The sequence below is a fragment of the Streptomyces sp. BE303 genome (assembly GCF_036290945.1).
In the GTDB taxonomy this organism is placed as follows: domain Bacteria; phylum Actinomycetota; class Actinomycetes; order Streptomycetales; family Streptomycetaceae; genus Kitasatospora.
The window spans coordinates 38,007-52,541 of record NZ_JAQYWZ010000814.1; the positions used below are offsets into that span (position 1 = coordinate 38,007).

At 74.3% G+C, this 14,535-nt stretch carries 9 protein-coding genes; 5 read left to right on the plus strand and 4 right to left on the minus strand.

The genetic code is table 11. The features are described from left to right. Nucleotides 1-153: 153 nt before the first annotated feature. From PUR56_RS27295 to PUR56_RS27310, 4 genes are all read right to left on the minus strand, one after another. Nucleotides 154-1,302 carry an ATP-binding protein gene (locus PUR56_RS27295; RefSeq protein ID WP_329878229.1) on the minus strand — a complete coding sequence of 383 codons (1,149 nt, stop codon included), beginning with the start codon at nt 1,300-1,302 and terminating at the stop codon, nt 154-156. Continuing rightward, the gene (locus PUR56_RS27300) at nt 1,299-6,494 is read right to left on the minus strand and encodes a hypothetical protein (protein ID WP_329950859.1); all 5,196 of its coding nucleotides are present in this window, start codon (nt 6,492-6,494) and stop codon (nt 1,299-1,301) included. Before PUR56_RS27300 ends, PUR56_RS27295 begins: the two co-directional genes overlap by 4 nt. Continuing rightward, complete coding sequence (locus PUR56_RS27305; protein WP_443034577.1) at nt 6,491-7,354, minus strand: DUF4132 domain-containing protein; 864 nt, start codon at nt 7,352-7,354, stop codon at nt 6,491-6,493. The genes PUR56_RS27300 and PUR56_RS27305 overlap by 4 nt, the downstream gene beginning before the upstream one ends. A gap of 339 nt (nt 7,355-7,693) precedes the next feature. After that, nucleotides 7,694-8,896 (minus strand): PQQ-dependent sugar dehydrogenase, encoded by a 1,203-nt coding sequence (locus PUR56_RS27310; RefSeq protein WP_329950860.1) that lies wholly within the window; start codon nt 8,894-8,896, stop codon nt 7,694-7,696. Between the two features lie 242 nt (nt 8,897-9,138). Here PUR56_RS27310 and PUR56_RS27315 point away from each other — a divergent pair, with 242 nt between their 5' ends. The 5 genes from PUR56_RS27315 to PUR56_RS27335 all read left to right on the plus strand — a co-directional run bounded on the left by PUR56_RS27315 (nt 9,139) and on the right by PUR56_RS27335 (nt 14,520). Continuing rightward, entirely contained in the window at nt 9,139-10,317 is a 1,179-nt protein-coding gene (locus PUR56_RS27315; protein WP_329950861.1) for a GNAT family N-acetyltransferase, read from the plus strand. A 221-nt stretch (nt 10,318-10,538) separates the two neighbouring features. Beyond that, on the plus strand, nt 10,539-11,372 hold the full coding sequence (locus PUR56_RS27320; protein WP_329950862.1) for a DUF6202 family protein: 834 nt from the start codon (nt 10,539-10,541) through the stop codon (nt 11,370-11,372). 25 nt (nt 11,373-11,397) lie between these two features. Then, nucleotides 11,398-12,513, plus strand: a complete 1,116-nt coding sequence (locus tag PUR56_RS27325; protein ID WP_329950863.1) for a DUF6421 family protein — start codon at nt 11,398-11,400, stop codon at nt 12,511-12,513. Next, on the plus strand, nt 12,510-13,454 hold the full coding sequence (locus tag PUR56_RS27330) for a PhzF family phenazine biosynthesis protein (RefSeq protein ID WP_329950864.1): 945 nt from the start codon (nt 12,510-12,512) through the stop codon (nt 13,452-13,454). The genes PUR56_RS27325 and PUR56_RS27330 overlap by 4 nt, the downstream gene beginning before the upstream one ends. Nucleotides 13,455-13,518: 64 nt before the next feature. After that, entirely contained in the window at nt 13,519-14,520 is a 1,002-nt protein-coding gene (locus PUR56_RS27335) for a proline racemase family protein (RefSeq protein WP_329878242.1), read from the plus strand. Nucleotides 14,521-14,535 lie beyond the last annotated feature (15 nt).

The following is a 14,535-nucleotide window of genomic DNA, read 5'->3' on the forward strand; positions in this document are numbered from 1 at the left end:
GGTGCGGCGGCGGGCGTTTCGGGGCCGGGTGCGCCGGTGCGGGTCGCGCACACCGCGCACCGGGCCCGGCGACGGTGGCCGCCGCAGGCCCGGCGGATGCCGTCGGGGCCCGGCCGGAGGCCGCCGGTCCCGGTGGCGGTGTGCGCGGTCACCTCACGACTCCAGCGCCGTGCGGAGGTCCCAGAGCGTGCGCCAGGTGCCGGCGCCCTGTTCGGCGCGCCGGCGGACCGGGCCGTCCCAGTAGCCGAGCAGGCGGGCGCCGTCGGCGGGGTCGTCCTTGCGGACGACCCCGATGAGCTGGCCGGGCAGGCGCCCGAGCAGGTCGCCGCCGTCGGGGAGGTAGGCCGCGGTGACGCCGAGGGCCGTGGCCACGGAAACGGCCTCGGCGGTGCTCATCACGGTGGACGGGCGTTCGACGTCCCAGCCCTCGGTGGAGCGGCCGGTCCGCAGGTCCCGGAAGGCCGTGACCAGCGCCTCCAGGACCGCGTCGTCGACCGCGTAGGGGGCGCCGGCACGGGCGACCGCGGCGGTGGACTGACGCCGGACCAGCTCGACCTCGGCGGCCAGGCTGCCGATCGGACCGACCGTCTCGAAGTTGAACCGTCGCTTGAGCGCGGCGGACATCTCGCTGACGCCCTTGTCCCGCAGGTTCGCGGTGGCGATCAGGGTGAAGCCGGGCACCGCGTGCAGCTGGCCGTCCGGACTCCCGGCCAGCTCCGGGACGGCGATCCGCCGTTCGGAGAGGAGCGAGACCAGGGCGTCCTGGACCTCGGGGAGGCACCGGGTGACCTCCTCGACCCGGGCGACCGCGCCGGTGGTCATCGCGGTGAGCACCGGGGACGGCACCAGGGCCTCCCGGCTGGGGCCCTTGGCCAGCAGGAGGGCGTAGTTCCAGCCGTACTTGAGCTGGTCCTCGGTGGTGCCGGCGGTGCCCTGGACGGTGAGTGCGCTGGTGCCGCAGACGGCGGCGGCCAGGAGTTCGGAGAGCATCGACTTCGCGGTACCGGGCTCGCCGACGAGCAGCAGGCCGCGCTCGCCGGCGAGGGTGACGACGCACCGCTCGACGAGGGCCCGCTCGCCGACGAACTTCTGCTCGATGACGAGGCTCTTCCGCCCCGCCTTGAGCTTCTCGCCGTCGCTGCCCATCACGAAGGTGATGACGGCGCGCGGGGTGAGGCGCCAGCCGGGCGGCCGGGGGCCGGAGTCGTAGGCGGCGAGGAACTCCAGTTCGGCGGCGTGGCGTTCCTCGGGCGGGACGACCTGCCGGGTGGCCGCGGGTTCCGTGGTGGTGGGGGTGGTCATCGGCGGGCCTTCCTGCGCTTGCCGGTCTGGAGCTCTTCGTAGCCGGGGGTGTCCCCGTCGGTGACGCGCTGCCAGGCCCGGGTGAACAGCTCCGGGACGGCGTGGCGGGGCAGCGCGGTCCGGTGGGTGGGCAGTTCGTAGAGCCCGGCCTTCCAGGTCTCGGCGGGCAGGGCGGGAGTCTTGGCCTCCTGCCAGCCGCCGGGGAGGAAGAGGGTGCGGCCCGCCCGGGCCCGCTTGGCCTCCAGGACCAGTCCGGATCCGGCGAGTTCGGCCCGGGCCCGCTTCAGGCGGGCGGGCTTCCAACCCGTCCAGCGGGCGGCGTTGCGGTCGGTCGGGTCGGGGAGGGCGAGCAGTTGGAGGTAGAGCGCGGCGGCGTCCTCACCGAGCTCGTGGGTCTTGGCCACCTCGGCGACGAGGTCGGGCACGCTGACCTGCGGGTGGTGCGGCCAGGACACGTCGGAGTCGGCGGCCCCGTCGGCCCCGTCGGGGTCCGGAGCCGGTCCGGCGCCCGGCAGGGCGGCCAGCCGGTCGAGCTCGCCGCCGACGATCGTCCGGATCGCGAGCACCTGGTCCGCGAACCCGTAGCCCTCGGCGAGGCCGCCGAGCAGCTCCAGCACCGGGTCGTCGGCCCCGGTGAGGCCGGCCGGGCGCAGCCAGATCTGCTCGTCGCCGTGGCCGGGTGACAGGACGACGGCGTCGCCGCACCGGACCAGGCCGTCGGTGTCGGCGCCGCCCTCGACGGGCAGCCCGAACCGGGAGCGCAGCACCTCGGAGACCGGGCGGCCCTTGACGGTCTGCACGTAGCCGTAGCTCAGCAGCAGCTCGGGGTCCGCGAGGCGGGCGCGCAGCGCGACGGCGGCCCCGGGCAGCGACGGGCGCAGCGGGCTCTCGTAGGGCAGGTGGTAGGCGAGCCAGCGGACGGCGTCGACGGCGCCGGTGAGGCTGTCGTACGCCGGCAGGGCGGCGGGGTCGTCGGGGCGCAGGCGCAGTGAGCCGTCGTCCTCCTCGGGGCGGAGCCGGTGGCGGGTGGTGCGGCTGAGCCACGGGGTGCGGGCGACGTTGAGGATCTCCTCGATGTGCGCGATGGTGGCGCCGCTGACGGTGGCCTGGATCTCCTCGGGCAGGGTGACGAGCCTGCCGAGGCGTTCGGTCCAGAGCGCCGCGGCGGCCGCGGTGTCGGGGCCGTCGGTCCAGAGGCTCGCCGGGTCGGCGGGCAGCAGGGCCGCCCAGACGTCGGTGAGGACGGTCCGGTCCCGGTCGCGGACCCAGTCCCGGGCGGCCTTCGCCTCGGAGGACTTGAGGCCGTACTCCTTGAGCCGGTCGGCGGGCAGCGGCGCGCCGTACCACTGGACGAGGGCGGCGGTGGGGCTGAGCAGGAGGGTGGCGCGGACGGCGCCGATGCCGCTGCGGTCGCCGAAGTCGGCGGCGCGCTCGGCCCGGTGGGGGATGCCGCCGTGCAGGGCGAGCAGGGCGGTGAAGCGGGTGACCCAGTCGGCGGTGAGGGTCTCCTCGGTGCTGCGCTCCTGCTCGGCGCCGAAGTGCGCGACCTGTCCGAACGCTCCCGAGGGGTCGTGGTCGACGGCGAGCCAGTGCACCCGGTCGTTCTCGTGGTGGCGGCAGCCGAGGATGACGACGGTGCGCTCGCCGTGCCGCCACACCTGGCCGGCCCGCTTCTCGTGCTTGCCCTTGGTGGCCTTGGGGTCGGTGAGCGGTTCGGTGAGGGTGACCTCGCGGACCGTGGCGCCGCGGTCGGCCAGGGGGCCGGCGGTGAGTTCGGTGAGCAGCAGCGCGAGCGAGGCGCGTGCGGCGTCGGAGGTGAGCGGGGCGGCGGCGGCGTAGGCGGCGGTGCCGAGCCGGCCGAGCAGGTGCAGCCAGCCGTGGTGGTTGTCGTCACCGTGCAGCTTGATCCGGTGCGGCGTCGTCCAGCTCTCGCCGGTGGCCGCGGGCGGTGCGGCGAGGACGGCGGTGACGGCCCGGAGGTTGTTGAGGACGCGCCAGTTGGCGGACCGCTCCCAGTTCCGGCCGAAGCCACCGATGTCCGGCAGCAGGAGGGTGACGGCCTCGCCGAGGTCGTAGTCGGAGCCGTGCTCCGGCCGGTAGGCGAAGGCGGTGGTGCCGCTGTCCGCGGAGGCCTCGGCCTCGGCCTCGGGCTGCGGGACGTACCGGGAGATCGTGTCGAGCAGGTCGGCGGCGGTCCGGGCGAGCCCGGTGACCCCGGCGAGCAGCAGCCGGTCCCCGATGCCGGGGAGGATCCCGGCGACGTCCTGGACGGGGAGCCCCTTCTTGGCCTTCTTGCCGCTGACCAGCCGGCGGCGCACACCCTGGGTGGTGAGCCAGAGCTGGCGCTCCTCGGGGACGGGCTCGGCGTCGACCGGCCAGGCCGCGTCGATCAGCCGGGCGGCCTGCTCGGCGGTGACGGTGCGCAGGTGGCGCGAGCCCTCCTCGTCGCGCGGCCGCAGGACGTGCCAGTAGGGCAGCGGGGGCACCAGCGCGGTGCCGGCGGCGCCGCGGCCACCGGGGCGGCAGAACCGGACATCGGCGGTGGCTCCGGCGGCGTCGCCCTCGACGACGGCCGGCCCGGCGACGGTACCCGTGGCCGTGGCGCCGTCGGTCGGCAGCACGAAGGCGAGGTGGTCGTTGGGGAGTTCGACGAGCAGCGGGTGGGCGCCACCGGGCAGGCCGAGCCGGCCGAGCGGGTAGAGCTTGGCGTGGTCCCTGGTGTTGTGCAGGACGAGGGTCGTGCCGTCGGCGGTACCGGTGGTGACGCGGCCGCCCTCGACCCGGAGCCAGCTGCCGACCGCGGAGCCGTCCGTGCCGAGCGGGGTGTCCTCCAGCCCGGGCCGGAGGGGCAGCAGCAGGGTGCGCCGGACGTCGAGCCGGCCGGCGGCCGCGGTGGCGGCGATCCGGGGCGGTTCGGCGGCGCGGCCGAGGGTGCCGGTGGCCGGGTCGAGTTCGGTGAGCGCGGCGGTGCCGCGGCCGTGGCGGACCGTCCAGTAGCCGGTGCCGTCGCCGAGGACCTGGTACTCCTCGGGCATCCGGGTGTCACCGGGGTGCAGCGGGCGCTCGCCGGTGCTCCTGCCGCCGCCGGGCAGCGGGAGCGACGGCTGGTCGGGCTCCTGGGACCCGCCGTAGTAGTAGGCGATGGTCGCGCCCCCGAGGTCGAAGATCTCGGCGGGACGGCTGGACCAGTAGGCGCGCTGCTTGCGCTCGTGGAACCAGGCGACCAGCAGCTCGCCGTCGACGAAGCGGAACCGGGGCCGCTGCCAGGACTCCTGCTTGTCGGGGATGCGGACGGCGTGTTCGAGGAGGATGCCCTCCGCGCCGACCACGAGGGCCTGGTCCCCGCGGACCAGGATGAGGTGCGGCCAGGCGTCCTCCAGGATGAGGCCCTCGGGGAGCGTCTTGCTGTCGCCGAAGCCAGGGGCCTCACTCTTCTTGACACCGAGCCGGGCGAGCGCCTCCTCCAGCGCGGGCCAGCCGAGTTCGTCGAGGATGCCGGTGCGCAGGCTGCGGGCGAGCAGGCCGGCCACGTCGAGCGCGGCGATCCGCTCGGCGGCGGCCGGGTTCTCGGTGCGGATGGCGGCGCGGCTGGAGGACAGCCCGCGCAGCAGTCCGACGGCGGTCGAGAGGCCGCGGACGGCGGCGAGCTCGTCGGCCCGCGCGTCGGACCACTCGACGAACAGCTCGCGCAGCACCGGTACCGCCGTCACGCCCTTGGTGCCGGCGGCCTTCCAGACGTCGGGGACGGCGGCGCGCAGGGACGGCCGGAAGCGGGCGTCGGCGGCGACGGCGGCGAGGTCGCGCCCGTCGGTGCCGGAGGCCTGGACCCAGCCGGAGAGGTGGAAGGTGTGCCCGTCGGACGGGTCGGCGACCGGGACGCCCTCGGCGAGCAGCAGATCGAGGAGTTCGATCTGGGTGGCACTGCGGCGCACCCCGGTGAAGAGGTCGACCGGGACGGCCTCGGCGCGCAGGCGCGCCGCCATCCGCGCGGCCAGGGCGAGGGTCTCGGCGCTGAGGCCGCGATCGCGCCAGCCGCGGCCGAGGTGGTTCACCCAGCGCTGAAGCCAGGCGGCGGCGGGTTCCGCGGGCGCGCCGCCGTCGATCGGCTCGGCGGAACCGGCGGGCGCGGCCGAACCGGTGACGTCGGTGAGCAGCCGGTCGGCGCCGCTCTCGGAGAGGACGGTGAGCCAGGCGGTGTCCTGGCCGTCGCGGTCGTCGGAGCCCGCGGGGTCGGGCAGGATCTCCAGCAGGCGGGCGCGGACGGTGTCGTCGCGCCGGGCGAGCTCGATGACGGCGTCGTGCCAGCTCTTCCAGAACGCGGTGGGTGCCCGGTTGACGGCGGGCGAGGCGAGCAGCTCGGCGAGCAGGACCCGCTCGTGCTCGTCGCGGTCGAGGCCGGCGGCCCGGAGCAGGGCCCGGGCGTCCTCGGCGACCCCCGCGTAGGGGGCCATCCCGGCCGCCGAACGCTCGGTGCAGAGCTGGCTGAACCGCTGCCAGGCGGTCACCGGGTCCAGCCGGACGCTCAGCTCCTTGACGTACTGACGGAGCGCCTTGACGGTGAGCGCGCCGGCGAGGGCGAACTCCAGGAAGACGGCGCGCAGCCGCTCCTCGTCGACGGTCAGGTTGTGGGTGCGCTCGGCGTCGCGGGCCTTGCCGAAGAAGGTGCTCGCGTAGGTCTGGTTGCCCTGTTCGAGGAAGATCCGACCGACCTGCTCGCAGTAGGTGGGCAGGAAGTGCGGCACCGCGCGGCCGAGCCGCTTGGCCAGCTCCTCGAAGCCGTCCTTGGCGTGGCCGGGCTTGGACTTGGCCTGGCGGGCGAGCCGCTCCATCTCCTTGACCAGCGCGAGCGCGTGGTGGCCGTTGGCCGGGTCGTGGACCAGCGCCCAGGCCGGGAAGCCGAGCGCCTCCTGCCGGACCTGGCCGACCTCGGCCGGTTCCCCGGCGGGCACGAGGCCGAGGAAGTCCACCGCGAGGTCCTCGGCGGGACCGAGCGCGCCGGGCACCAGGCGGACGATCCGGCGCTCGCCGAGCACCGGGTGGGCGTAGCTGCGGGCGGTGAGGACGTCGGCGACGGCGTCGGGCGCGCCGGCGCCGGGCAGGGTACCGGGCGGAAGGACCGCCCCGGCGTCCAGCAGGCGCTCGCTCAGTTCGGTCCCGCGTGCGGTCCCGCGCTCGGCTCCGGTGGTGCTCATTCGGCTTCCTCCCCTTCGATCGTGCGGCCGGCGTACAGCGCGGCGGCCATCCGCGTCCCCTCGGACCAGGCGACCGGTCCGACCTCGGCGAGCGGCAGGACCTTGCCGTCCGGGCCCGCCCAGCTCAGCGAGCCCGTCTCGCACTCGTCGTACTCGTAGTAGTCGCCGACCCAGACCCGGGCCTCCAGCGCGCGGCCGTCCTCGACCACGGGCAGCACGGCGTGACCGCCGCGGACCCGGTAGCCGAGCCGGGCGCACCGGCCGAGCAGGTCGCGCAGCGCCGCGTAGTGACCACCGGCGTAGGTGTCGACCTCGGTGCCGGTGGTGCCGGTGGTGTCGGCGGGCCGGTGCCAGACCTCCCGGTACAACTGCTGGACCTGCTGGGAGACGCCGAGTTCGACGGCGAACTCGCGCAGCTCGTCCAGGTCGGCCAGCAGGACCGGGTGGGGTATCAGCAACTCGTCGGCGGTCAGGCGGACGGTGTCGCCGTCGAGGTCGACCAGGCCGATCCCGCGCTCGGCGTCGGCACCGCGCAGGAACCCGGCGACGGCGCCGTCGGAGCCGGTGACGACCAGGTCGCGCAGGACCTCCTGCCAGGCCTCGTCGGCCCAGACGGCCGTGACGACGGCGGCGGGCACCGGCAGCGAGCGGACCATCCACCGCTCGACGCTCTCCAGGCAGCCGCGCCGGTGTGCGGCCAGCCACTCGGTGAGCTGCTTGAGCCCCACCACCACCGGATCGTCGTTGAGCTTCGACGGAAGGCTCTTCAGCGGACGCCCCGCCGCATTCCGGCAGAGCACCTTTCCCTCTTCGTCGAGGGCGACTTGATAGCCACCCGCACCCGTATCCACCCACGCCACGGCCGCTCTCCTCCCAGCTGGTCGGTCAGTGATGGAAGGAACGTAACGGGACACACTGACAACGCGACCGGCGGGGGCTGGCCCCGAGCGGATCCCGATTCCAAACCCCTCGAACGAATGAACTAGCGCAGCACAGAACGGCAGCGCAGAACGGCTGCGGAACAGCTGCGGGAAACGGCCCCGGCGCACGGACGCCGGGCGCCCCGGGGAGCGGGGACGCGGACCGGAGGCCCGGCGCGGGGCGGCGGAACGGGGCGGCGGAACGGGGCGGCGGAACGGCCGGGCGGAGCGGCAGGACCGGCAGACGGGTCCCGCCGGCAGGGCGGGCCCGGCGAGCCGCTACGAGACGGTCAGGCGGAGGATGCGGTCGTCGCCGGGGCGCGGCTCATCGCGGCCGTCGGTGTTGTTGGTGACGAGCAGCAGCGTGCCGTCCCGGTCGGCCACGACGGTCCGCAGCCGGCCGTAGTCGCCCGACAGGAACTCCTGCGGCTCAGATGCGAGTTGATCCCCGTTGAGCGGGACGCGCCAGAGCCGCCCGCCGCGCAGCGCGGCCAGCCAGACGGCACCGTCGGCGTAGGCGATGCCGCTCGGGGAGGCGTCGGCGGTACGCCACCGGGCGACCGGGTCGGTGAACTCCGGGCGACCGCCGACGCCCTCCACGGTCGGCCAGCCGTAGTTGCCGCCGGGAGTGATCAGGTTCAGCTCGTCCCAGGCGTCCTGGCCGAACTCGGAGGCCCAGAGCCGGCCCTGGGGATCCCAGGCGAGGCCCTGCACGTTGCGGTGGCCCAGCGACCAGACCGGCGAGCCGGGGAACGGGTTGCCGGCGGCGGGTGCGCCGTCCGGAGCGAGACGGAGGATCTTGCCGCCCAGGGAGTTACGGTCCTGGGCGAGTGCCTTGTCGCTCGCGTCGCCGGTACCCGCGTAGAGGAAGCCGTCCGGACCGAAGCCGATGCGGCCTCCGTTGTGCCGCGAGCCGTGCGGGATTCCCTTCACCAGGACTTCGGGAGCGCCGAGTTGCTCGCCCGCCGGACGGGTCGGGTCGTAGTCCAGCCGGATGATGCGGTTGTCGTCGGCGGTGGAGTGGTAGGCGTACAGCCGGTGGTCGGTGGCGAATCCGGGCGAGAGGGCGAGTCCCAGCAGGCCGCCCTCCCCGCCGGAGGCGACGCCGGCGACGGTGCCGACGTCGGTCCTCGCGCCGCCGTCGGCCGCGACTCGGACGATCCGGCCGTTGTCGCGTTCGCCGACGAGGAGGTCCCCGTCCGGAAGGACGGCCAGGCCCCAGGGGGCGTCGAGGTCCTGCGTGACGGTCGCCCGGACGTTCACCGCCGGTGCGGCGGGGGGCGTGGCGGCCGGGGAGGTCGCGGGCGGCGTCGCGGGTGTCGTCCCGGCGGCCGTCGGCACGGGGGCCGGCGAGGAGGCGACGAGCGTGCCGGTGGGTGCCGGGTCGGCGGCGCGGTCCGGCGCGGCGGCGGAGGAGCAGCCCACGACGGCGGCCGGTCCGAGAAGCAGGGCGAGCAGGGCGGCGGCGGAGCGGCGGAGCATCGGTGACCCTCCCGGAGGCGGCAGGCGCATGGCGACACGAACGTCCGGCGGACGCTCTCCCAGCAGACCACATCGCCGGACGGCACGGTCAGCAACCCGCCGCGCCCGCACGGCCGACCGGGCGGTCCCGTCCCCGCCCTCGCTCCGGTGGAGCACCGCACGGGGGGGGGCGGGCACCTGCCGCCGGGCGAACTCGCCCGATTCCCGCACGGGCCGCGACATTCATCAGTAAGGTGTCACATGTGACGCATCTTGCGAACGGCGTGATCCGCCCGTTCTGGCCCGCCACCGACTATCCGGCGCTGGCCGCGCTCCTGTCCTCCGCCGGGCCGGAACAGGTCACGGCGGCGGAGCTCCGGGCGCAGGACGAGGTGATGCCTCCCGTCGGCAGCCTTGCCACCGACCCCGACGGCCTCCTGATCGGGCACGGCCGGATCCGTCTGGTGGATCCCGGGCCGAGCGGCGGGCTCCTCGCGTTCGCGACCGCATGGCGGGCTCCCTGGACGCCGCCGGGCGACGTCGCCTCGCTCGTCGTCGGCACGCCGGGCCGGGCTCCGGAGCTCCTGCTCCCCCTTCTCGACGGGATCGAGGACTGGGCCCACGGCGCGGGCGCGCGCCGGCTGCTCGGCGAGCTGCCGGACCACGGCGAGTCCGCCGGGGCCGCGCCCGACGCCGACGGAGCCGACGCCCACCGGACCGCCGGCGGAAGCGGGGGCGAGGGCGACGGCGACGGCGAGGGGCGAGACAGCACCGACGACAGCGGCCGGAGCGCACGCGGCAGCGGCCACGCAGGACTCCTTGATCTGCTCATCGCCCGTGGCCACCGCATCGACGCCCACATCCGCACCGCCACGGCCCGGCTGGAGCCGCGCACCCTCGCCCCGCCGCCACCCCTCGGCATCGACCTCCGCACGCTCGCCACCTCCGGCGCACCGCAGCCGGCCCGGCAGCTCCACCGGCTCTACCGCGAGACGTTGAGCGACAACCCGGGCTTCACCGACGCGGTGCCCGGCTTCGAGCGCTGGCACGCCGAGGCGTTGTCCGGCCAGGGCTGCCGCCCGGACTGGGTGTTCACCGCCGAGGCCGCCGGCCGGATCGTCGGCGTCACGGCCGTCCGCGAGACCGCCGACCCGCGCGTCTGCCACATCGACTTCACCGGCGTCCTGCGCTCCTGGCGCGGGCGCGGACTGGCCCGGACGCTCAAGCTGCACGCCGCCCGACACCTCGCCTCCCGTGGCGTGCGGACCGCGTGCACCGAGGTCGAGGCGTCCAACATCCCGATGATCGCGGTCAATTCGGCTCTCGGGTACGAGTGGGGCCCCGGCCACCGCCGACTGGTCAAGCTCCTCCGGCCCGCCGGGAACCGCCGACCGCAACCGCCCTCCGGCCGGCGCGAAGGCCCGAACGCCGTCCGCCCGTAGCGCGGTCGACCGACACCCACGGGCACACGGCCGCCACCCGCCCCGGGGGCGACGACACACGCCCACCCGGGGCACCCGCCCAAGCCCCGGTCCACACCCCCGACCACCTTCCCGCCACGGCCTCCCGCCCGTCCTCCCGCCCCTCCGGGGATCATTGACACCTCCTCAGATGCCATTTAACGTGTGGCATGTGAAATGGCACAGGCAAAGGGGGAGCAATCATGCCTGGTGAGACTGCACTTGACGAACAGGTTTCCTCGATCGTCCGGGCGGCGGGGCTGGTCCGGCCCGGAAACCGTTTCTTCGCGAACGCGCGGCTGGTGGACGACGTCCCGCCCGCGAACGCACTCGCCGTGGCGCGGCAGTGGGAGGCCATGACCAAGGCCTTCATGTTCACCACGATCGGCGGACTCGGCGCGGCCGCCCGACACTTCGCCGCGCAGGAGGCCCCGGGGCGGGAGACCCTCGCGGCCTTCCAGACCGCATTCCGGGTGATCGGCGACGACCTGGACAACCTGGCGGACGACTTCGGCGCGGTGGCACCGGGCGGAGCGGCGGGCATCCACTACCTGTGGTGGGCGGACTCGATCGTGGCGCCGCTGGTGAAGGCCTCGGGCGAGGAGTCCGCGCCGGCGCTGCCCGCGGGCGTCGCCCGGCTGCTGGAGGCGATGGACGCACTCGCCGACCACCGGCTCGGCGCGGCGGTCCAGTTGCGGGTGGTGGAGGCGATCGCGCTGGACATCGCCGTCGCGTTCCGGCGCGTGTACAGCAAGGTGCAGGTCGGCGGGGAGAAGCTGTTCGCGGACTCCGACGCGCTGGTGTGGATCGACGCGCACATCAAGGCCGAGACCAGCCACGCCAAGTCGGTCAGCGACGAGGAGACCGGCATGACCGCGCTGGTCGAGGGCGAGGAGGACGCGGCCGAGCTGCTGCGGCTCGCCACCGGGTACGCGGCCCACTGGGCCGACGCGCTCGACGACTTCGCCGACCAGCTCTCCGGCCCGCTCGCCGCCGGGACCCCGGCGCAGGCCACGGCGCAGGCCTCCGCGAGCTGATCCGGGGAAGGACGTACGGAACCAAGTGAACAACGAGCCACTGAACGACGTCGTCGACGCGGTCAACGCGCTGCGCGGCTCGGTCCGGCGCGACGAGCTGCGGGACGAGGATTTCCTCAAACGCCTTTCGCACGAGCTGACTTCGTCACCGGCCCTGCGGAACCTGCCCGCCGCGCAGGCGCTGGCCGAGGACGTCCTGACGTTCACCGAGGACCCCCGGCTGCTCCGGACCAAGGCGCACATCAACGGCAGGAAGGACGGCCACGTCCTCTCCCTGTTCGACGCGTCCTACTTCCCGACCCTCTCCCTGGACTTCCTGGCCTACCGGCCGCTGCCGACCGACGAGGGCCTGGAGGTCCGGTACCCCAGCCCGACCCTGCCGGTCACCATCGAGCGGATGTCGAAGGGCTTCGAGGCCCGACCGGTCGTGGCGCTCTTCCCGGAGAACCACCTCGACGGCCGGCAGGAGAGCGGCGACCTGATCTTCTACTTCATCGACAAGTTCGTGGAACGGCACCTGCGCCTGACCCGCCTGCTCACGCGGCACGTCATGGCACCGGGCTCCTTCCCGCTGGTCGAGACGGCGGGGCCGGCGGAGGTCGAGCAGGCGTCGTCCTGGTGGGTGCGGCTGCACGAGTACCACCACCGGCAGGGCGACATGCCCATCCCGGACTTCCTCCCGGTGAAGAAGCTGAAGCCACTGGCCGGCCTGGAGGAGCTGCGGGTCGACGTGTCCGCGATGCTCGCCTGCCTCCACGACCCGGGCCTCTCGGAACGCGACGCACGGCTCGCCTACGAGTACATCCTGTCCGAACGGCTGCTGCGCTACGCCGTCGAGGGCATCCCCCGGCCCAACTACGACGCCGTCGCTTCGCAGTTGCTGTTCAACTACCTGCTCGCCGCGGACGGCATCCGGGTGCACGGCGGCCTGATCCATCTGCGGCCGGGCCTGCCCGCCGTCCTCGCCGAGTTCCTCGGCGAGATCCAGGGCATCGAGCGACGGATCCACCGTGAGCCGGCGGAACAGGTCCAGGACCGGCTCCTGCAGTTCACCAACCGGTACACCGACTACGACGAAGCGGCGAAGGACTACCGTCACATCCCGTTCTTCGCCGACGCCAAGCAGAGGTTGGGCGTGTGAGTACGACGAACGCAACGACGAGCAGCACGACGAACACGACGACGACCACGACGGCGAGCGCGCCGGTGAGCGCGCCGGTGAGCACGTCGGCGATCAGGATCCCGATCTTCCAGGTGGACGCCTTCACCGACCGGCTCCTGTGGGGGAATCCGGCGGCCGTCTGCCCGCTCGACAGCTGGCTGCCCGCACCCGTCATGCAGGCCATCGCCCTGGAGAACAACCTCCCGGAGACCGCCTTCATCGTCCGGAACGGGGACGCCTACGACCTGCGCTGGTTCACCCCGGCCACCGAGGTGGACCTGTGCGGGCACGCCACGCTGGGCGCGGCCCACGTCGTCCTGACCCACCTGGAGCCGGACTGGAACGAGGTGACGTTCCACTCGGCCAGCGGACCGCTCGTGGTCGCCCGGCAGGGGGACGGCGACCGGTTCGGGCTGACCTTCCCCGCCCTGGAGTTCACTCCTGTGGACCCGCCGGCGGACCTGCTCCGCGGGCTGGGACCGGTGGCACCCACGGCGGTCTACCGGTCGATGGACTACATCGCGGTCTACGAGAACGAGGCACAGGTCCGCGCGGTGGTGCCGGACCCGCGCGCGCTCTCCGCGCTCGACCTGCGGGGCGTCGTCGTCACCGCGCCGGGTGACGGGGCCGACTTCTGCTCGCGGTTCTTCGGGCCGAAGCTGTCCATCCCCGAGGACCCGATCACCGGGTCGGCGCACTGCGCGCTCGTCCCGTACTGGGCGGAGCGACTGGGCCGGACCCGGCTGCACGCCCACCAGTTCTCGCCCCGGCTGGGCCGGACCCGCACGATCAGCCTCGACTGCGAGCTGACCGGCGACCGGGTCGGCCTGATCGGCGCGGCACGACCGTACATGACCGGGGTGATCCAGCTCTCCGAGGAGGACCTCGACCAGAGCCCGGATCCCGCGCGGCGCCCCTGACCGGGGCTCCGCCCGGACCCCACACCCCAGCCCCCCGTCCAACCCCAGACCCCAGAGGGACGACATGCGCACCAATCGAGTTTTCCACGCGGTGGACTCCCACACCGAGGGCATGCCCACCCGGGTGATCACCGGCGGCGTCGGGGTGATCCCCGGCGCGACGATGGCCGAACGCCGGATCCACTTCCGCGACAACCTCGACCACATCCGCACCCTGCTGGTGACCGAGCCCCGTGGGCACGCGTCGATGAGCGGGGCCATCCTCCAGCCGCCGACCCGGCCCGACGCGGACTGGGGGGTGCTGTTCATCGAGGTGTCCGGCTACCTGCCGATGTGCGGCCACGGCACGATCGGTGTGGCGACCGTACTGGTGGAGACGGGCATGGTCCCCGTGACCGAGCCGGTCACCACGGTGCGCCTGGAGACCCCGGCCGGCCTGGTCGTGGTCGACGTGGCGGTCACGGACGGGGTCGCGAAGCACGTCACCCTGCGGAACGTGCCCGCCTTCGCGGAGCGGCTGGACGCCGAGCTGGAGGTGCCCGGGTTCGGCACCGTCCGCTACGACGTGGCGTACGGCGGCAACTTCTACGCGATCGTGCGGCTCGACGACTACGGGCTGCCGTTCGACCGGAAGGCCAAGAACGAGATCACGGCCGCCGGGCTGGCCACCATGCAGGCGATCAACTCGACCGACGAGCCGGTGCACCCGGAGGACGCCCGGATCCGCGGTGTGAAGCACGTCTACTTCGAGGCGCCCGGCTCGGACGCGTCGTACTCCCGTCACGCGATGTCCATCCACCCGGGCTGGTTCGACCGGTCGCCGTGCGGGACGGGCACCAGCGCGCGGATGGCGCAGCTGCACGCACGCGGCGAGCTGGCGATCGGCGCCGACTTCGTCAACGAGTCCTTCATCGGTTCGAAGTTCACCGGCCGCCTGGTCGAGGAGACGACGGTCGCGGGCCGTCCGGCGGTCGTGCCGACCGTCACCGGACGGGCCTGGATCACCGGCACCGCGCAGTACTTCCTGTCGCCCGACGACCCGTTCCCGGCCGGCTTCGAGCTCTGACCCGACCCCTCCCCG

Excerpts from the sequence above, each read along its gene's own strand:
- PUR56_RS27295 (WP_329878229.1), bottom strand. The coding sequence starts at position 1,302 with ATGACCACCCCCACCACCACGGAACCCGCGGCCACCCGGCAGGTCGTC.
- PUR56_RS27300 (WP_329950859.1), bottom strand. The coding sequence starts at position 6,494 with ATGAGCACCACCGGAGCCGAGCGCGGGACCGCACGCGGGACCGAACTG.
- PUR56_RS27310 (WP_329950860.1), bottom strand. The coding sequence starts at position 8,896 with ATGCTCCGCCGCTCCGCCGCCGCCCTGCTCGCCCTGCTTCTCGGACCG.
- PUR56_RS27320 (WP_329950862.1), top strand. The coding sequence starts at position 10,539 with ATGCCTGGTGAGACTGCACTTGACGAACAGGTTTCCTCGATCGTCCGG.
- PUR56_RS27335 (WP_329878242.1), top strand. The coding sequence starts at position 13,519 with ATGCGCACCAATCGAGTTTTCCACGCGGTGGACTCCCACACCGAGGGC.